Genomic DNA, 20,104 nt, shown 5'->3' with positions numbered 1-20,104 from the left:
TGGGGTGATCCGGGCGCTGCCGGGACCTCCGACCTTCGTCATCGTTTCCTTCGTCATATGGTGTACCAATGACTGATTCAGCTGCTCGCGCCCAAATCGGGGTCACCGGCCTTGCGGTGATGGGTTCCAACATCGCCCGCAACTTCGCCCGTCACGGTCATACCGTGGCTCTTCACAACCGCAGCATCGCCAAAACCGATGCCCTTGTCGAGAAATACGGCACCGAAGGTGATTTCGTCCGCACCGAGACGATGGCAGAGTTCGTCGGTGCGCTACAGAAACCGCGGCGCGTGCTGATCATGGTCAAGGCAGGCGACCCCACCGATGCCGTGATCGAAGAGCTCGCAGGCCTGATGGAAAAGGGCGACATCATCATCGATGGTGGAAACTCGCTCTACACCGACACGATTCGTCGCGAAGCCGCCATGTCCGCACGTGGCCTGAACTTCGTCGGCGCCGGCATCTCGGGCGGTGAAGAAGGCGCACTCAACGGTCCCTCGATCATGCCCGGTGGTCCCGTCGAGTCGTACAAGTCTCTCGGCCCGCTCCTGGAGTCGATCTCCGCGCACGTCGACGGCGAGCCCTGCTGCACCCACATCGGCCCGGACGGGTCCGGCCACTTCGTGAAGATGGTCCACAACGGCATCGAGTACGCCGACATGCAGCTCATCGGTGAGGCCTACGACCTCATGCGCAAGGCACTCGACATGCCGGTCAGCGAAATCGCCGACGTGTTCCGCGAGTGGAACTCCGGCGACCTCGACAGCTACCTCGTCGAGATCACCGCGGAGGTGCTCAGCCAGGTCGACGCCGAGACCGGCAAACCACTCGTCGACGTCATCGTCGACGCCGCAGGCCAGAAGGGCACCGGCCGCTGGACCGTGAAGTCCGCACTTGATCTGGGCATCCCGACCACCGGAATCGCCGAGGCCGTTTTCGCCCGCGCGCTGTCGAGCGCCACCGCCCAGCGCAAGCAGGCGCAAGGACTGGCGTCGGGAACCCTCTCGGCCGCCCCCACCGACAAGAAGAAGTTCGTCGACGCCATCAACCGCGCGCTGTACGCCTCCAAGGTCGTCGCCTACGCGCAGGGCTTCGATCAGATCGCCGCAGGCAGCAACGAATACGGCTGGAACGTTCACCCCGGTGACCTCGCCACCATCTGGCGGGGCGGCTGCATCATCCGGGCCAAGTTCCTCAATCGCATCCGCGAGGCCTACGCCGAGAACCCCGAACTGCCGAGCCTGCTGCTGGCGCCGTACTTCCGCGAAGCGGTCGAGAACGCCGTCGACAGCTGGCGAGAGGTGGTTGCCACCGCGACCACCATGGGCATCCCGGTCCCGGCCTTCTCGTCGTCGCTGTCGTACTACGACGCGCTGCGCGCCGAGCGGCTGCCCGCCGCCCTGACACAGGGACTGCGTGACTTCTTCGGTGCGCACACCTACCAGCGTGTCGACAAAGAGGGCGCATTCCACACCCTCTGGAGCGAAGGCCGCACCGAGATCCAGGCCTGATCTCACCTGGCCAGAGCCAAACGCTCCAGAAACACGAAGACGCTCCACATATTTGTGGAGCGTCTTCGTACAGGTGGCGCGTTTGCGGTGGTCGTGCCCGATCTTGCGTAGAGTTGACATACGTGCGATTCCTCGATGATCACCTCCCCGGCCATGACCTGACGTACGACGACGTCTTCGTGGTGCCCGGTCGCTCGGACATCGCGTCACGATTCGACGTCGACCTTTCTTCCGTCGATGGTTCCGGCACCACCATCCGCTGGTTGTCGCCAATATGACGGCTGTGGCCGGACGCCGGATGGCAGAGACCGTCGCCCGCCGCGGTGGCTTGGTCGTGCTGCCACAGGATCTGCCCATCACCGCGGCCGCGGACATGATCTCCTTTGTCAAAGGACGCCACCTCGTCGCGGACACCCCGGTTGTCCTGGGCGCCGATGCTGCGATCTCCGATGCGGTGGCGCTGCTGCCCAAACGTGCCCACGGCGCCGTGGTGGTACTCGGTTCCGACGCCGCGACCCCGATCGGCGTGGTCACCGAAGCATCCTGTGCCGATGTCGACCGTTTCGCTCGGCTGACCGAGGTCCTCGACCCCGACTTCGTGTCGGCGCCGGTGGCGACGCCGCCCCGTGAACTTTTCGAGCTGCTCGATGCCACGCATTCCGATCTGCTGGTGCTCACCGAGGCCGACGGCTCACTGGCGGGTGTTCTGACCCGCATCGGAGCCGTACGCGCCGGCATCTACGAGCCCAACCTCGACGCCAACGGCCGCTTGCGGGTCGCCGCCGCGGTCGGCGTCAACGGAGACGCCCGCGGCAAGGCGATCTCGCTGGTGCAGGCAGGGGCCGATCTCATCGTCGTCGACACCGCACATGGCCATCAGGAAAAGATGCTCGTCGTCCTCGAACAGATCGCGGACGCCAACCTCGGCGTACCCATCTGCGCGGGCAACGTGGTGACGGCACAGGGAACCCGCGACCTGATCTCTGCAGGGGCGGACATCGTCAAGGTCGGTGTCGGACCCGGCGCGATGTGCACCACCCGCATGATGACCGGGGTCGGCCGACCACAGTTCTCGGCAGTTGCCGAATGTGCTGCTGCGGCAAGAGAATCAGGTGCCCACGTGTGGGCCGACGGCGGTGTTCGACATCCACGGGATGTGGCATTGGCGGTGGCTGCCGGAGCATCGAATGCGATGGTCGGCTCGTGGTTTGCCGGAACCCACGAGAGCCCCGGCGAATTGAAATGGGATCAAACCGGACTGCCCTACAAGGAGAGCTTCGGTATGGCCTCCAAGCGTGCGGTCGCCGCGCGCACCGCGATCAACACCTCATTCGACCGCGCCCGCAAGGCGTTGTTCGACGAAGGTATCTCCACTTCGCGGATCGCGCTGGACCCCGAACGGCCCGGTGTCGAGGACCTGATCGACCACATCTGCTCAGGTATCCGGTCGACGGCAACGTATGTGGGCGCACGCTCGCTCGAGGAACTGCACGAGAAAGTGGTCCTCGGTGTTCAGTCAGCGGCCGGCTTCGCAGAAGGACGGCCCCTGCCCGCGGGCTGGTGACCCGATAGGATCGAATCGACATCCAGGCGATCATCACTCGCCTGCTCCCCCTGAGTTTGGAGGCCGGATTGGTGCCCATGGCACCTCGAGACGTCACCCACAGCGGTGATCGTTGATGCAAGCGCTGATCCTGATCGGCAGTCTGCTCGGCTTCATCGCCCTCACCCTGGGTACCGCACTGTTCGTCGCGGCCGAGTTCTCACTCACGGCGCTCGAACGGTCCACCGTCGAGAACGACGTCCGGACCAGGGGCGACCTTCGTTCGCGGCAGGTCAGCCGGGCACACAAAACGCTGTCGTTCCAGCTCTCCGGCGCCCAGCTAGGTATCACCATCACCACCCTGATCACCGGCTACATCGCCGAACCGGTTCTCGCGCAGCTCTTCGAGCCGCTGTTCGAACTGATCGGAATCCCCGACAGCGCTGCGGTGGCGACCTCACTGATCCTGGCGCTCGTCATCGCGACGTCGCTGTCGATGGTGCTCGGCGAGCTCATCCCCAAGAACCTTGCGATCTCCAAGCCGTTGCCGACCGCACGTGCCACGGCCGGGTCGATGAGCTTGTTCTCGGCGACGTTCCGGTGGTTGATCAACACACTCAACGGCACCGCCAACTGGTTGGTCCGCCGGTTGGGCGTCGAGCCCGCGGAGGAACTGCGGTCGGCCCGATCACCGCAGGAACTCGGATCGCTGGTTCGCAATTCGGCTCGTCAGGGTGCACTCGACCCTGGTACCGCCGCACTGGTCGATCGATCGCTGCAATTCGGCACCCTCACCGCGGAAGACCTGATGACACCACGTGTCACCGTCGAGACACTCGACATCCACGACACCGTTCGCGATCTGATCCTGGCGTCGTCGCGTACGGGATATTCCCGGTTCCCGGTGCTCGACGGCGGCGACCTCGACAACATCAGTGGCGTCGTCCACGTCAAACAGGCGTTCACCGTACCGATGTCCCAGCGCAGCACCACCGAATTGCACACGCTGGCCCGCGCGGTCTCGGTTGTCCCGGCGAGTCTCGACGGAGACTCGCTGATGGATCAGATCCGCGCCGACGGCCTCCAGGTTGTCGTTGTGGTCGACGAGTACGGCGGCACGGCAGGCATCGTCACCACCGAGGACCTCATCGAGGAGATCGTCGGTGACGTCACCGACGAACACGACGACGAAGAGGCCGACGTCCAGCGGGACGGTGACGGGTATCTCCTCAACGGTTTGCTCCGCATCGATGAACTCCTCGATGCGATCGGCTATCGCGCACCCGAGGGCCAATACGACACCCTCGGTGGTCTGTTGATGTTCGAGCTCGGCCGGATCGCCCGCGAAGGCGACATCGTCGACCTCCCGGTCCGCTACACCGGAACCGACGATGACGACGACTCCTCCGAGCACGAGCCCGAACAGCGTTGGCGTGCCCGCGTGGTGCGGATGGACGGTCGCCGCATCGACACCGTGGCGGTCACCCCGCAACCGGAATCCGACGAGCCGGAGGCAACCGATGAGTGATCTGTGGGGCGTCGTGCTCACCGTGCTGTTGCTGGCCGGCAACGCCTTCTTCGTCGGCGCGGAGTTCTCGCTGATCTCCGCGCGGCGTGACCGTCTCGAAGCCCTGGAAGAGCAGGGTAAACGTCGTGCCCGCACGGTGATCGAAGCCGGCGAGCACCTTTCGCTGATGCTGGCCGCAGCGCAATTGGGCATCACCATCTGCTCGATCCTGCTCGGCCGGATCGGCGAGCCCGCGATTGCGCACCTGATCGAAAAGCCGCTGGAACTCGTCCACGTTCCGCACGAACTCCTACACCCGATCTCGTTCACCCTGGCGCTGTCGCTGGTTGTTGTGCTGCACATCCTCCTCGGCGAGATGGTCCCGAAAAATCTTGCGTTGGCAGGCCCGGAGCGATCGGCCATGCTCCTGGTCCCCGCCCATCTCATGTTCATCAAGCTCGCCCGGCCGTTGATCGCGTTCTACAACTGGGTGGCCAACCTGTCGCTGCGTCTGCTGCGGGTCGAGCCGAAGGACGAACTCGACTCCACGGTCTCGGCGAATGAACTCGCGCAGATGCTCGGCGAGTCCCGACGCGAGGGTCTGATCGACGAAGAGGAACACGCCCGGCTCACCCGTGCACTCCAGACGTCGGGCCGCACCGTCCTCGAGGTCGCGATCCCGCTCATCGAGCTCCGTAGCGTGCAGGTCACCGCAGATCCGAAAACCGGACGCGTCGGGCCCACCCTCGGTTCGATCGAGCAGGCCGTCATCGACACCGGATTCAGCCGCTACCCGGTCCGCGGAACCGATGGCACCTACACCGGATATCTGCATCTGAAGGACGTGCTCGACGAGATCCTCGACGACGCCGTCGGTCCCGACAGCATCATCGGTGTCGACAAGATCCATCCGTTGCCGGTGCTGGCCGACAAGACCGCACTCGACGAGGCCACCAACGCCATGCGCCGCACGAGCTCGCATCTGGCCGCGGTGGTCGACGACAACGGCCGCACGGTCGCGGTGGTTGCCCTCGAGGACCTCGTCGAGGAGTTCGTCGGGACGGTGCGCGACGAGACACACCGGGTATGACCGCACCCGGAGTGCTCGTGGACCGACTCCTCGAGTCGCAATGGCAGGCCACGGCCGCCGAGCACCGCAGCCGAATCGATGATCTCCTGCGAAGCCATCCACCGCGGTACACCGATCCCGAAGCAGGTGATGTGGTGCATCCGGTGTGGGGTTTCATGTTCACGTACTACAGCTTCCGGCCTGCGCAGCTACGTCGTTGGCACCCCGGGTACGGGGTCGGACTGGACGGCCGGGGCTCGCGGCGATACCTCGATTACCGCGGTTACGTCCGAAGTGCAGACCTCGTCACCGTCGGCCGCGACTTCCTCGACAAACGCCGCGAGACGCTCGACTACATCGTCGATCTGCTCTCGGCCACCGCCGACCGGACGCCTCGCCTGAACTGCTTCGGGATGCACGAGTGGGCGATGGTCTATCAGGCATCACCCGAACAGATCCGACATGCCGGGGTTCCGTTGCGGCTGAGCCCTGCCGAGACCGATGACGTGGTCCGGTCGCAACCGCCTCGCTGCACCCACTTCGATGCCTTCCGGTTCTTCACCCCGCCTGCAAGGCCACTGAACCTCACAGTGTTAAATCGTCATACACAGCCCGAGTTCGAACAACCAGGCTGTCTGCACGCCGGCATGGACCTCTACAAGTGGTCATACAAACTGGCACCTCTGCTCCCGTCGGACATCGTCGCCGACGCATTCGATTTGTCGCTACAGCATCGCGAGATCGACATGCGGGCAAGCCCGTACGACCTGTCAGAGTTCGGCATGGCGCCGATTCCGATCGAGGAACCGGCGGGACGGGCGGAGTACGTCCGCGTGCAGTCTGAGCTCGCACGTCGGGCCCAGGGACTACGCACCGACCTGATCGAACGGTGCCGCCGCCTGACCGGGCGGACCGGTCACAACTGATCTGCGGGGCAGATGATTCTCCCCGCCTCGATCCACTACTTACCAGCGAGTAACATATGCGGCATCAGTGCCCTTGATCGAAAGAGAGTGAGGCCGGTTATGGCTCAGCGCGTCACCGTCGACGGCGGCTTGCAGGTTGCGTCGGTTCTGTACGACTTCATCAACAACGAGGCCCTGCCAGGCACCGGAGTAGATCAGGATGCGTTCTGGTCGGGCGCGGCGGCAGTGATCAACGACCTGGGCCCGCGCAACGCCGAACTCCTGGCGATCCGCGACGACCTCCAGGCCAAGATCGATCAGTGGCACCGCGACAACAAGGCGGCCACCCCGGCCGACTTCGACTTCGCCGCCTACAAGGCGTTCCTGACCGACATCGGTTACCTCACACCGGTTCCCGCCGATTTCCAGATCACCACCACCGGCGTGGACATCGAGATCACCACCACCGCCGGACCCCAGCTCGTGGTCCCGATCCTCAACGCCCGGTTTGCGCTGAACGCATCCAACGCGCGCTGGGGTTCGCTCTACGACGCGCTGTATGGCACCGATGCCATCCCCGAGGCCGACGGCGCCGAAAAGGGCACCTCGTACAACAAGATCCGCGGCGACAAGGTCATCGCGTTCGCCAAGAACTTCCTCGACGAGGCCGTTCCCCTCGAAAACGGCAAGCACGCCGACGCCACGTCGTACGTGGTCGACGGTGAGACCGTTGTGGTCAGCCTGGCCGGCGGCGCGTCCACCGGCTTCGCCGACCAGGCAGCGTTTGTCGGGTACACCGGCGAGGCGGCGCAGCCGTCCGGAATCCTGCTGCGCCACAACGGCCTACACCTGGAGATCCAGATCGACGCCGACTCCCCGATCGGCTCGACCGACGCTGCTGGCGTCAAGGACGTGCTGGTCGAATCGGCCATCACCACCATCATGGACTTCGAGGATTCGGTTGCCGCGGTCGACGCCGACGACAAGGTGACCGGCTACCGCAACTGGCTCGGCCTCAACAAGGGCGATCTGTCCGAAGAGGTCACCAAGGGCGGCAAGAGTTTCACCCGCGTCCTCAACCAGGATCGCGCGTACACCGCACCCGACGGTTCCGGCCTTCTCCTGCACGGACGCTCACTGTTGTTCGTGCGCAACGTCGGTCACCTGATGACCAACGATGCCGTCATCACCGCCGACGGTTCCGAGGTTCCCGAAGGTATCCTCGATGCCCTGTTCACCGCGCTCATCGGCACCCACGGCATGCAGACCCACCCATTGCAGAACTCGCGGACCGGGTCGATCTACATCGTCAAGCCCAAGATGCACGGCCCCGATGAGGTCGCGTTCACGGTCGAACTCTTCGGCCGCGTCGAAGAGGTCCTCGGCCTGCCAACCGGCACGCTGAAGGTCGGCATCATGGACGAAGAGCGTCGCACCACCGTGAACCTGAAGGCCTGCATCAAGGCCGCTCAGGACCGTGTGGTCTTCATCAACACCGGATTCCTCGACCGCACCGGCGACGAGATCCACACCTCGATGGAAGCCGGCGCCGTGGTGCGCAAGGCAGAGATGAAGTCGCAGAAGTGGATCAAGGCCTACGAGGACTTCAACGTCGACACCGGTCTGCATGCAGGTCTGCAACACAAGGCGCAGATCGGCAAGGGCATGTGGGCCATGCCCGATCTGATGGCCGACATGCTCGAGCAGAAGATCGGCCATCCGAAGGCCGGGGCCAACACGGCATGGGTGCCGTCGCCAACCGCGGCCACCCTGCACGCGTTGCATTACCACCAGGTCGACGTGTTCAAGCGCCAGGACGAGCTCGCCAAGCGTGAGCCGGCGTCGGTCGACGACATCCTGACCATCCCGCTCGCCCCGAACACCAACTGGTCGGACGAAGAGAAGCTCGAAGAGCTCGACAACAACTGCCAGTCGATCCTGGGCTACGTCGTCCGCTGGATCGATGCCGGTGTCGGTTGCTCGAAGGTGCCGGACATCCACGACATCGCACTGATGGAAGACCGTGCCACTCTGCGGATTTCCAGCCAGTTGCTGGCCAACTGGCTGCACCACGGCATCGTCACCGAGTCCGATGTTGTTGCCGCGCTCGAGCGGATGGCACCGGTTGTCGATCAGCAGAACGCCGGGGATCCGACGTACCGGCCGATGGCTCCGGATTTCGCCTCGAACATCGCGTTCGGTGCCGCCAAGGAGCTCATCATCGAAGGTGGCTCGCAGCCGAACGGCTACACCGAGCCGATCCTGCATCGTCGTCGCCGCGAGTTCAAGGCGGCGAACGCCTGACGGTTCGGCTGATCATCAGCCGGGTCATCTGCACGGCCCACCCGCTGTGTGACCTGTCGCACGAACAACAGCGCAGCGCATAGACTGCCCAACGACAGCTGCCGCCTTCCGGACCGGTGACCGATCACCGGTCCGGAAGTGTGCGGGTCCGGGTTGTCATGTCATACGTGGATCGGGGTGTGTGTGGGCGAGCATCGCAGAGCCGGCGGCAGTAGAGGTGTCAGCCGCGGCCTTCTGGCTCTCATTGCCTTTGTCGTGGTGCTCGTGGCCGGCGGCGTTCTCTGGTCGATGTTGGGTGACCGGATCACCGAACAGGGCCAAAATGCCGCAAAACGCTGTGTGGAAGGCGATCTCACGGTCGCGATCGTCAGCGATCCAGGGTTGACCGAACCGCTGAAGTCCGTCGCCGCCGAATACAACGCCACGAAACCGATCAACCGCGACTGGTGCGTGACCATCGATGTGCGTCCGGCCGATGCGAAAGTGACTCTCGAGGGTCTGACCGGCACCTGGGACCAGGCATCGCGCGGACAGTATCCGGCGGCCTGGATCCCGCAGTCGTCGGTGTGGAGTTCACAGCTGTCGGTCGGCAAGCCGGAGATCGTAGACGGCACGCCGGAGTCGCTGGTGACATCGCCGGTGATGCTGGCCATCCCCGCCGCGGCGAAGGAAGCGATGCAAGGCAACCTCAGCTGGCTCGAAGTCCCCACCCTGCAGCGGTCAGAGGCAGCGATGGAACGGTTGGGGCTGCCCGGCTGGGGAACATTGAAGATGGCGATGCCGACGGGTCCACAATCCGATGCCACCGCGCTCGCGGCCCAGGCCATCGCGATGGAGGTCTCCCGGACCCCGAGAGGCGCCCTGACCGTGGAAGACGCGACCTCGTCGCTGGTGACATCGACTCTGCAAACGATGCAGTCCGAAGCACCTCCGACCGACCTCGGGTCGTCCGAGAGTGGTGTGCAGATGATCGCGCAGGAAGCGAACCCTGCGACCGGGGCCATCCATGCGGTACCGATCACCGAGCAGCAGCTCTACGTGCTCACCAAGGACGGCAGCAACGAGGGTGTCGTGTCGTTGCTACCGACCGGCCCGACTCCGATGGCCGACTTCCCGGTGATCACGTTGACCGGCGAACAGGTCGACGTCGCGCAGCGTGATGCCGTCGACGAGTTCATCAGCTACGTGCATTCACCGGAACACATCACCGCGCTCACCCAGTCAGGTTTCCGTGGTGGCGGTGCGCTACCGGCGCCGACTGCGGCCGTGGACTTCCCGGAGACACCGTCCCCGATGCCCCCGCCGCCGGCAGAGGCTCAGAACGCCATCACCGACACGCTCACGCGCCGCAGCTGACGCCCGGTCGACCAGGCCACTGATCGACCAGGCGGCAGATCGGTCAGGCGAAAGCCTCCACCGGTGGGCAGCTGCATACCAGGTTCCGGTCGCCGAACGCGCCGTCGATCCGGCGCACACCCGGCCACACCTTGGCCCGCCCGCCTGCGGACGGCAGCCCGTTCGGATAGACGGCGACCAGGCGGTCATATCCGTGCTCCCACTCCCCGACCAGACATTCAGCGGTGTGGGGTGCCCCCCGCAGCGGGTTGTCGTCCACTGACCACTGACCGTCTTCGACCTTGCTGATCTCGCCGCGGATCGAGATCATCGCATCGCAGAAGGCATCGATCTCGTCGAGATTCTCGCTTTCGGTGGGTTCGATCATCAGAGTGCCCGCCACCGGGAAGCTCATGGTCGGCGCATGGAAACCGTAGTCTGCCAAGCGTTTTGCGACATCATCGACGGTGACGCCGCTGCTCTTGGTCAGGGGACGTAGGTCGATGATGCATTCGTGTGCAACCCGATCACCGGCGCCGGTGTACAGCACCGGGTAATGATCACGCAGTCGGGCGGCGATGTAGTTCGCCGACGCGATGGCGGTGAGTGTGGCCTGCCGCAGTCCTTCGGCACCCATCAATCGGATGTAGGCGTAGGTGATCGGCAGGATCGATGCGGATCCGTACGGCGCTGCCGAGATCGTCAGTTCCCCTGGCAATTCGTCGGCAAGCGGATGTCCGGGCAGGAACGGTGCGAGGTGTTCGCGCACACCGATCGGTCCGACACCCGGGCCACCACCCCCGTGCGGGATGCAGAAGGTCTTGTGCAGGTTGAGATGGCTGACGTCACCGCCGAACCGGCCCGGCCGCGCCACTCCGACAAGAGCATTGAGGTTGGCGCCGTCGACATAGACCTGACCTCCGGCGTCGTGAACCGCGGCACAGATGTCACCGATCTCGTGCTCGAACACACCGTGGGTGGACGGGTAGGTGATCATGATCGCCGACAGTTCGGCGGCGTTCGCATCGATCTTGGCGCGCAGATCATCGACATCGACATCACCGTTCTCACGGCAGGCGACCACCACGACCCGCATTCCGGCCATGACCGCGGATGCGGCGTTGGTGCCGTGGGCACTCGACGGGATCAGGCAGACCGTGCGGGCGTCGTCGCCGCGACTGCGGTGGTACTCGCGGATCGCGAGCAGTCCGGCGTATTCACCCTGCGAGCCGGCATTGGGCTGCAGGCTGACGCGGTCGTAGCCGGTGATCGCGACCAGCCACTCCTCGAGCGAGGCGATGATCTTGCGCATCCCCTTCACCTGATCGGCGGGCGCAAACGGATGAAGCCTGGCGATGGTCGGCCAGGTGATGGCCTCCATCTCGGCGGCCGCGTTGAGCTTCATGGTGCATGATCCCAGCGGAATCATGCTGCGGTCCAATGCGATGTCTTTGTCGGCGAGGGTCCGCAGGTAGCGCATCATCGCGGTTTCGGTGCGGTAGCGGTTGAACGCCGGGTGCGTGAGGAAGTCCGAGGTCCGATCGACAACCCCGGCGCAGACCGGCTCGGTTGCGGTCACTCCGAAGGCATCGAGGACAGTTGCCACGTGTGCGTCGGTGGTTGCCTCATCGCAGGAGACGGACACGTGATCGGAGTCGACCAGACGCAGATTGATTCCGCGTGCAGCCGCGGCGGCGACCACCGATTCGGCGTGTCCGGGGACATGTGCCAGCACGGTGTCGAAGTACTTGGCGTGGACCACTTTGTCGCCGAGCGCGGATGCGATCGACTCGGCATGACCGTGGACCCGCCGGGCGATCGCCCGGAGGCCGTCGGCGCCGTGATAGCTGGCGTACATCGCGGCAAGGATCGCCAACAGGACCTGCGCCGTGCAGATGTTGCTGGTCGCCTTCTCCCGGCGGATGTGCTGCTCGCGGGTCTGCAGCGACAACCGGTATGCGAGGTTGCCGTCGGCATCTTTCGAGACCCCGACGAGACGGCCGGGAAGCTGACGCGCGTGCTTGGCGTGCACCGCAAGGTATCCCGCGTGTGGACCACCGAATCCCATCGGCACACCGAAGCGTTGCGTGGTGCCGAAACAGACGTCGGCACCGAGTTCACCGGGCGGGGTGATCAGCGTCATGGCCAGCAGATCGGCTCCGACCGCAACCAGGGCGCCGCGTTCATGCGCTGCCTCGATGAGTGCCGCACTGTCGATCACCCGACCGGAGGCGGTGGGCGTCTGGGCCAGGACACCGAAGAACTCACCCTCGGGCAGCCCCTTGGTCAGATCAGCGGTCACGACCTCGATTCCGAGTGGCTGCGCGCGGGTGGCGATCACCGCGGCGGTCTGCGGGAAGAGATCTGCGTCGACCAGGAATCGCGGCGACTTGCTCTTGCCTGCTCGCCGGAGGAGCGTCATGGCCTCGGCGGCTGCCGTCGACTCGTCGAGCATGGAAGCGTTGGCGACCTCCATACCGGTCAGGTCGGAAACCATCGTCTGGAAGTTGAGCAGTGCCTCGAGACGGCCTTGGCTGATCTCGGGCTGATACGGCGTATATGCGGTGTACCAGGCCGGGTTCTCGATGATGTTGCGGGTCAGCACCGGTGGCGTCAGCGTGTCGTAGTAGCCGAGGCCGATCATCGAGGTGGCAACGGTGTTCTCACCGGCCAGGCCGGCCAGTTCGGCCAGGATCTCGTGTTCGGAGATGGCGGGCGGCAGCACGCCAAGACCGTTGTCGTCCGGGGTGTCGAGAATCCCCGACGGCACCACCTGGCGAGCTAAGTCGTCGAGTGAGGTCGCGCCGACAAGTGTGAGGATGCGGTCGAGTTCGCCTGCGTCCGGGCCGATGTGGCGATCTGTGAAGGGTGTGCCGGTCATGGATAGGACCTCCGCGGTGGTCCGCCACGAGAGCCGACCACGTGTAGTGCCGACTGTAAGCCGGACGCCGGTCCTCCCCCTCTGTCCTATCCTGCAAGGCCTGTGCCCGCAGAACGCCTGAGAGATTCAGCCGCGGCGGACGCGGCCTTTCACCATGGGCGGACGGATGCTGCCGTCACTCTCCAGAGACGCCGACGTCGACACGGTCCTTGATGCCTGAGAGTTTGACGGAGAGGTATTGCTCCTTCGGCGGCCATCTCGAGGATGGCTCTCTCCCGTGTCGCTGCGACGCAGACCCAGTGTACGGGCAGATGTCCTAGCCGGTGCGACGGGCGCGGCTCTTGCGGCGCGACGCCAATTCGTCCTCGGGTGCAGTTTCTGTCACGCCGCCATCGGCGCGTTCTGCCGGGAAGTCTGCGATGGTTCCGGTGAGCTCGCGCATCGCGCCACTGACGGCGATGCCGAACACGCCCTGACCGCCCTGGAGCAGGTCGACAACCTCTTCGGCCGAGGTGCACTCGTAGACGGTGGTGCCGTCCGAGAACAGCGTGATGCGGGCCAGATCCTCGACGCCACGCTTACGCAGGTGGTCGACGGCGACCCGGATGTTCTGTAGCGAGATCCCGGTGTCGAGCAGACGCTTGACGATCTTCAGGACAAGGATGTCCTTGAACGAATACAGGCGCTGGCTACCAGAACCGGCGGCGCTGCGGATCGAGGGCACGACCAGTGATGTGCGGGCCCAGTAGTCGAGCTGCCGGTACGTGATTCCGGCGATCTGGCAGGCACTGGGAACCCGGTAGCCGACGAGTTCGTCGGGCACGGTGTCGTTCGGGAACAGCCCCGGTGCGATGTCAGCCAGAGAGCCTTGACCTGGCTTGTTGGAGCCGCCGATCGCAGTGTCTGTCTCGGGGGACGCATCGTGCGTCCTGCGGTCGCCGTTCTCACCGTCGTGTGGCTGATCGCCCACTGGGTTCTCCTCGCGTGCTGGTCGGTGACCGCCGGTGTGTGTTACCTGGCTCCGACGGGCCAAGTTTACGCGCACTGACTGATCAAAATCACATCTCCGCAACTTTCGCGGGTATGTGAAGACCGTATGGCCGCAGCGGGTCCGGATCAACGCGACTCGCTGTAACCCTTAACCTAAAGTTGAGCTTTAGGCGTTTTGTGACCCCACAGTTTCCGTTCCGTGACCAGACTCGCCAGACCCAAATGCGGGCACCACGAGCGGATCCGTGCCTTGCCGCGATCCGCCGGTTGTGCCCGCCAGAGCACGGGGCTATGCCCCACCAGATGCTTTGAAATCGTCCGGCGACACCGAGTCGAGGAACTCCTTGAACTTCTCGACCTCGTCTTCTTTGACCTCGGCCGTGGGCTCTTCGTCGTCCGCATCTTCCGGATCATCCGATGGCATCAGTAGACCGGCTTCGGCAAGCACCGATTCCTCGGCGTAGATCGGGACTTCGGCGCGAATCGCGATGGCCACCGAGTCCGACGGCCGGGCGGAGATCCGCAGGTCTCCGGCGAACACCAGGTCCGCGTAGAACGTGCCCTCTTGCATGTCCACGATCCGAACCTCGAGAAGTTCGTGGCCCAGAGCACTGATCAGGTTGACGATCAGGTCGTGGGTCAAGGGACGGGGAGGTTCAACGCCCTTTTGCCGCAGGGCAATTGACGCTGCTTCGCTCTGACCGATCCAGATCGGCAGGTAACGTTCTCCGGCGGTTTCCTGTAGGAGCAGCACCGGTTGACTTTGTGGCGGTTCCACTCGGATACCTACTACGCGCATTTCACTCATGCGGTCGGCCCTCCCAAGCTTGTGTGGGCGAATGCTTCACCGCCCTAATCCTATGGCAAGGATGCCCGCGCGACGACCGAGAAACTCCGGACCGGTCCGGAAGATCGGGTCTTCAGTCGAGAACTTCGCGTACCGCTTGCTTGACGAGCTGCGTGTGGAGGGTGACGGACAGTGCTGCGATTTCTCGCACCATCTCCTCGGCGCGATCACGGGCACCGGTCCCTTTACCCTTGGCGATGGGGTTGGCGATCTGCGCGACGAGTCCCGCCTCGCGATCGGCCGAGACCTTGAACGCACGCAGGTGTCGCGCCCCGACACCGAAGTTGGCCAGCGCCGATGCCGCCGTCACCAGCCGCACCGCGTCTTCGTCGAAGAATCCCCGCGGTCCTGGAACCAGCAACCCGTTGTCGACGAGTTCGGTCACAAACGCGGAATCGACGCCGGTGCGTTCGAGCAGTGAGTCGCGGCTCAGACGCCCGCCACCGTTCTGCGAGAAATCGGTGGCCGGGGCCACCCAGTTCTTTGCCGACGACAACAACCGGGTACCCGCCGGGGCTTCCGGACGGGTACCGCGGTCGATCTCGTCGAGTTGTTCTTTGATGACTTTGAGCGGCAGGTAACGATCACGCTGCGCGGTCAGGACAAACCGGAGTCGTTCACAGTCGGCGCGACTGAACCGGCGGTATCCGGACGGCGACCGCTGCGGGGTGACCAGACCTTCGGATTCGAGGAACCTGATCTTCGAAATCGTCACGTCGGGGAATTCTCCGCGCAGCTGATCGAGGACCGAGCCGATAGACATCGATCCTTCAGAATGCTGCCCCGCCGCCGGTGAGGTCACGCGTCCGCGGAACCTTCGTCACTACTGGGACCGGTCAGGAACACCAGGCGGAACTTGCCGATCTGAACCTCGTCGCCGTTGGCGAGCACAGCGGAATCCACCGGCTCACGGTTGACGTACGTGCCGTTCAGGCTGCCGACGTCAACAACCTGGAACTCGTTGTCGCCCAAGCGGAACTCAGCATGTCGACGGCTCACGGTGACGTCATCGAGGAAGATGTCACTGTCGGGGTGCCGACCGGCCGAGGTGGTCGCCTGGTCGAGCAGAAAACGAGAGCCGGCGTTGGGGCCGCGCTTGACCACGAGCAATGCGGTGCCCGCAGACAGCCGTTCCACACCGCTGTCCGCGGATGTGGCAGAACCACCGGTCGATTCCATCTCTTTGATGAAATCGGCCCGGAAGACCGATGTGGTCTCTACCGGAGCTTCGATGTCCTTCTCGTTGTCGCTCACCAATTCTCCTTCTTCGTAATTGTCCCCGCGGCCCGGATTCGAGCCTTGTTTTTCCACGGTGATTGCGGCGGCGTTCGGCGGTCCAACTACTGACCCGCCGAATCCGGTCTCATCGAGTGGATTGGGGCATTACCCGTGACTTAGACCGTACCCTGCCACGGGCCACACATGCATAAACCCGCTGCATACTGTGCGTGTGAATCGAGCGCCGCCGCGCTTCGCCGGAGTGCTTATCCGGACGTGATGGCGGCGTAGCCGGCCGCGTCGAGCATTTCGCTCACCAATTCATCCAGGTCGTCGTCGGCACCGACGGTGATCTCGACCAACCAGCCACGCTCGTAAGGCGCCGAATTGACGAGGTCGGGGCTCGCCTCCAGATCTTCGTTGATCGCCGAGATCACGCCATTGAGGGGTCCGAAAATATCGGACACACTTTTCGTGGATTCGACCTCGGCAAACGATTCTCCGACCTCGACGACGTCATCGACCGCCGGCAACTGGACGAATACGACGTCACCCAACTGATCTTGTGCGTAGTCGGTGATCCCGATCCGAACCGTACGGTCGGACACCTTCTGCACCCACTCGTGTTCGGCGGTGTAGTGCAGATCGTCAGGAGCCTGCTTCTGGGTCACGTGTGTGCTGCCTTTCGCCTCTACACATGGAACATCGTCTGTTGTGAGAATCTAGCGCACCGGGGGCAGTGCACGAACAACCAGCACGGCTTGCACCCAGTACAGAACAAACGACCACACATACATCCCGGTACCCCAGATCAGGAAAGCCCAACCACAGGGGTAGACGATGTCACCGATGATCGAATCCAATTGCCCGGCAATGATCATCGGGAATCCGTACATCAACGCAAACGTCGCGGCTTTGCCGATGTAGATGGTCGGGAGCGCGGTGATCCCCCGACTCCGCAGCAACGGCGCCGTCGCCAGCAACAACAGGTCGCGGCCGAACAAGATCGCGACCAGCCACCACGGGATGATGCCGCGGATCGCGAGTCCGATGGGTATCGCGATCATGTACAGGCGGTCCGCTGCCGGATCGAGCAATGCGCCCAACCGCGACGACTGGTTCATCAGCCGCGCGATCTTGCCGTCCGCCCAGTCCGACAGCCCTGCGAAGAACAGGATCGCGAACGCCCAACCGTCGGCCTCTTCGGCCAGCAATACCCACAAGAAAACCGGTATGAGTATCAGCCGCAGTCCACTGAGCAGGTTGGGCACAGTGAACACCCGATCCGACTCTACGACCGGATCCGGATCGGTCTCTTCCATGACGACCAGCCTGTCATACCCCGGTGCGAGGGCTCTTCGGCCCGCGCTACCGGAAGATGCCGACGATGCCCTGCAGCGCCTTGGCACCACCGGACGAGAACGGACTGTCGTGGACCATGTACGTCCAGGTGGTGGTCGAACGCCGCAGATCGGCCTGATCCAGATCGATCCCGTCCGCGGTGATGACGGCCTCCCGGAATGTCTTGCGCGCATTCTCGACGGCTTCGCCCGGCAACTTGCTGAACTCGCCGAGGATCAGCTTGTGGAACTCGTCCAGCGGCGATTCGCGGCCGATGGAACGCAGGTGGATGCTGGCGCGCACATCAGAGACGTACGCCAGGTGATCGGCCCATGCCCGGTCCAGGTGGAACAGCATGATCTCGCGCGCTGCCTGCTCGAGAACGTCGTGCGGGACAGGCTCGGCCGCCGGGACCGGGGTCTTGGCGCTGTCGACGGTGACTTCGACCGACCCTCCTTCGGAGTTCACGGCAGCAGCCTCCTCCGTCTTGGCCGTGTCGGCTTTCCCGGCCGTGTCGGCTTTTTCGGTCTTGACGGTCTCTCCGGTCAGTTCGCGGTAGCGCTCCGGCTCGGTTTCCTTGAACTCTTGCAACGCGGCATCGGTGGTGAGAAGGCTCGTGCGGCGTTTGACGATGATCTCGCGCTGCTGGTTCACCAATTGGTTGTACCGCCACGTGTTGGCATGCAGTTCGAGCATCACACCCTCGGCGATCCGCTGGGCCTGCTCGATGATGTCCACGCCCTTCGACCCGAGCGATCCGTCTTCCGATGAACTGACCGGATCGCGCTTGAGGGTCAGGTTTCGGGTGACCAGCGGATCTTCGACGCTCGAGAAGAACACCGACCGACCGGGATCGCCCTGTCGTCCCGCGCGACCGCGGAGCTGGTTGTCGAGCCGCTCGGTGTCGTGCCGACCCGTTCCCACCACGCACAGGCCACCGAGTTCGACGACCTCGTCGCGCTCCGGGCTCGACTCGCCTGCATCTTTCTGGCCCGCCGAGCCACCGAGCTTGATGTCGGTACCGCGTCCGGCCATCTGGGTGGAGACGGTGACAGCACTCTTGGCACCCGCCTCGGCGATGATCTTCGCTTCTTGTGCGTCGTTCTTGGCATTGAGAACGACCGACTCCACGCCCGCACGGCCGAGTAGATGGGCAAGTTCTTCGGATTCGGCAACGTCGTGTGTACCGATGAGAACCGGTTGTCCGGTCTCGTGGATCTCTTTGACGAACTCGACGACCGCGTCGGCCTTGTTCGACTTGTTGTCGTAGACGCGGTCGACCTCGTCGACGCGGATGTTCTTGGTGTTCGGGGGGATCTGCGAGACAGCGAGCTCGTAGAACTGCCGCAGCTGCTCGCCGGCGGCGACCGCGGTACCGGTCATTCCGCAGACCTTCGGATAACGGCCGATCAAGGCCTGCACCGTGATCGTGTCGATGACCTCGCCGGAATCTGTCTGTGCGAGGCCTTCTTTCAGCTCGACTGCCGCCTGCAGACCGTCCGGCCAGCGCTGGAGTTGGGCCACCCGGCCGCGGGAGGCGTTGATCAGGTGGACGCCGCCGTCGCGAACGATGTAGTGCACATCGCGCTCGATGAGGATGTGGGCGTGCATCGCAACGTTGACGTGCACCAGTGTGGTGCCGACGTGCTCCTCGTCGTACAGGTTGATACCGCCGAGCTCACCCTCGATGAAGGCGGCACCTTCATCGGTCAGGTAGACGTTGCGACCCTCGGCGTCGATCTCGTAGTGGTTCTTCTTGAGTTTTGTGACGGCGTCGTGGATCGGCTTGTCCGGCACTTCACCTATCGCCGAACCGGCCAGGATCAGGGGCACCAGCGCTTCGTCGACGAGCACCGAGTCGGCTTCGTCGATGATCGCGACGTCGGGCTTCGGCGAGACGAGATCTTCCGGGCGGGTGACGAGTTGGTCGCGCAACACGTCGAACCCGATCTCGTTGACCGATCCGTAGACGATGTCGGAGTCGTAGGCGGCCTTGCGCTCTTCACGGGTGGAGTTCTCCGACACCGAATCCGAGACGATGTGGAAGAGATCGAAGAGCGGCTTCATCCACTCTGCGTCACGGGTCGCCAGGTAGTCGTTGACGGAGATGACGTGAATCCGATGGCCTTGCAGCACAAACCCGATCGCTGCGATGGCGCCGGCCAGGGTTTTGCCCTCACCGGTGGCCATTTCGATGACATCGCCCTCGAGCAGACGCAGCGCGCCCTGGAGCTGGACGTCGAAGGGCCGCATGTCCAGCGTGCGATCTCCGGCCTCACGGGCCAGTGCCAGGAAACGGGCCCGGTCGTCGCCTTCGGGATCGGTGATGTCGAGCTTCTCCGCTGTGGCGGCGAAGTCCTTGTCATCGAGGTCGGCAGCCCACTTGTCATGAGAATCTGCCTTCTTGATGAGTGTCAGGGACTTCGACTGGTTGCGCGAGGATTGTGCCCCCAGCAGCCGCCACATGTTGTTCGTGAGCTTTCCCACCGAGCCGTACTCCTTAGTCCATCTGACAAAACTGCCGTGCTCCACCGTACGCGGAAGCGCTATCGCAGTAACCGTACGCGGCGGGCTGCGGCGCGGCCTCGGGCTTTGCCACTTCCCTGCTGGTCACAGTGACCATAGGATGCGAACGCTGACGGAATTCGAGGCG

General features: G+C 64.1%; 14 protein-coding genes, 1 pseudogene and 1 riboswitch. Of the genes and pseudogenes, 7 read left to right on the top strand and 8 right to left on the bottom strand.

Going from position 1 to position 20,104, the window contains the following annotated elements:
* Positions 1–68 precede the first annotated feature (68 nt).
* The 7 genes and pseudogenes from gnd (at position 69) to AC1D75_RS15465 (ending at position 10,195) form a co-directional block, all read left to right on the top strand.
* Complete coding sequence (gene gnd, locus AC1D75_RS15495; RefSeq protein ID WP_495516221.1) at positions 69–1,511, top strand: NADP-dependent phosphogluconate dehydrogenase; 1,443 nt, start codon at positions 69–71, stop codon at positions 1,509–1,511.
* Positions 1,512–1,633: 122 nt separating this feature from the next.
* Positions 1,634–3,075 (top strand): annotated as a pseudogene (gene guaB1 / locus AC1D75_RS15490) (GMP reductase).
* Between the two features lie 115 nt (positions 3,076–3,190).
* Complete coding sequence (locus AC1D75_RS15485; RefSeq protein ID WP_495516220.1) at positions 3,191–4,582, top strand: hemolysin family protein; 1,392 nt, start codon at positions 3,191–3,193, stop codon at positions 4,580–4,582.
* A complete protein-coding gene (locus AC1D75_RS15480) occupies positions 4,575–5,651 on the top strand; it encodes a hemolysin family protein (protein ID WP_495516219.1) in 1,077 nt (358 codons plus the stop codon). The genes AC1D75_RS15485 and AC1D75_RS15480 overlap by 8 nt, the downstream gene beginning before the upstream one ends.
* Positions 5,648–6,556: a 3-methyladenine DNA glycosylase gene (locus AC1D75_RS15475; protein ID WP_495516218.1), complete on the top strand. Its 909-nt coding sequence runs from the start codon at positions 5,648–5,650 to the stop codon at positions 6,554–6,556. Before AC1D75_RS15480 ends, AC1D75_RS15475 begins: the two co-directional genes overlap by 4 nt.
* Positions 6,557–6,655: 99 nt before the next feature.
* Positions 6,656–8,839 (top strand): malate synthase G, encoded by a 2,184-nt coding sequence (locus AC1D75_RS15470; RefSeq protein WP_495516217.1) that lies wholly within the window; start codon positions 6,656–6,658, stop codon positions 8,837–8,839.
* 183 nt (positions 8,840–9,022) lie between these two features.
* Positions 9,023–10,195 carry a substrate-binding domain-containing protein gene (locus tag AC1D75_RS15465; protein ID WP_495516216.1) on the top strand — a complete coding sequence of 391 codons (1,173 nt, stop codon included), beginning with the start codon at positions 9,023–9,025 and terminating at the stop codon, positions 10,193–10,195.
* Between the two features lie 43 nt (positions 10,196–10,238).
* Here the strand turns inward: AC1D75_RS15465 and gcvP are convergent, their stop codons facing one another.
* The 8 genes from gcvP to secA2 form a co-directional block, all read right to left on the bottom strand.
* On the bottom strand, positions 10,239–13,055 hold the full coding sequence (gene gcvP, locus AC1D75_RS15460; RefSeq protein WP_495516215.1) for an aminomethyl-transferring glycine dehydrogenase: 2,817 nt from the start codon (positions 13,053–13,055) through the stop codon (positions 10,239–10,241).
* 193 nt (positions 13,056–13,248) lie between these two features.
* Positions 13,249–13,343: riboswitch (glycine riboswitch) on the bottom strand.
* 28 nt (positions 13,344–13,371) lie between these two features.
* Positions 13,372–14,025, bottom strand: a complete 654-nt coding sequence (locus AC1D75_RS15455) for a MerR family transcriptional regulator (RefSeq protein ID WP_495516214.1) — start codon at positions 14,023–14,025, stop codon at positions 13,372–13,374.
* A gap of 309 nt (positions 14,026–14,334) precedes the next feature.
* The gene (locus tag AC1D75_RS15450) at positions 14,335–14,853 is read right to left on the bottom strand and encodes a bifunctional nuclease family protein (protein ID WP_495516213.1); all 519 of its coding nucleotides are present in this window, start codon (positions 14,851–14,853) and stop codon (positions 14,335–14,337) included.
* A gap of 112 nt (positions 14,854–14,965) precedes the next feature.
* Positions 14,966–15,655, bottom strand: a complete 690-nt coding sequence (gene ftsR / locus AC1D75_RS15445; protein ID WP_495516212.1) for a transcriptional regulator FtsR — start codon at positions 15,653–15,655, stop codon at positions 14,966–14,968.
* Positions 15,656–15,690: 35 nt separating this feature from the next.
* A complete protein-coding gene (gene garA / locus AC1D75_RS15440) occupies positions 15,691–16,146 on the bottom strand; it encodes a glycogen accumulation regulator GarA (RefSeq protein ID WP_495516211.1) in 456 nt (151 codons plus the stop codon).
* A gap of 230 nt (positions 16,147–16,376) precedes the next feature.
* Positions 16,377–16,781 carry a glycine cleavage system protein GcvH gene (gcvH, locus tag AC1D75_RS15435; protein WP_495516210.1) on the bottom strand — a complete coding sequence of 135 codons (405 nt, stop codon included), beginning with the start codon at positions 16,779–16,781 and terminating at the stop codon, positions 16,377–16,379.
* 51 nt (positions 16,782–16,832) lie between these two features.
* Complete coding sequence (locus tag AC1D75_RS15430; protein WP_495516209.1) at positions 16,833–17,432, bottom strand: CDP-alcohol phosphatidyltransferase family protein; 600 nt, start codon at positions 17,430–17,432, stop codon at positions 16,833–16,835.
* 46 nt (positions 17,433–17,478) lie between these two features.
* Entirely contained in the window at positions 17,479–19,938 is a 2,460-nt protein-coding gene (secA2, locus tag AC1D75_RS15425; RefSeq protein WP_495516208.1) for an accessory Sec system translocase SecA2, read from the bottom strand.
* Positions 19,939–20,104: the final 166 nt, after the last annotated feature.

This window comes from Williamsia sp. Y712 (genome assembly GCF_059445525.1).
This window is presented reverse-complemented; position numbering and strand designations above follow the sequence as displayed.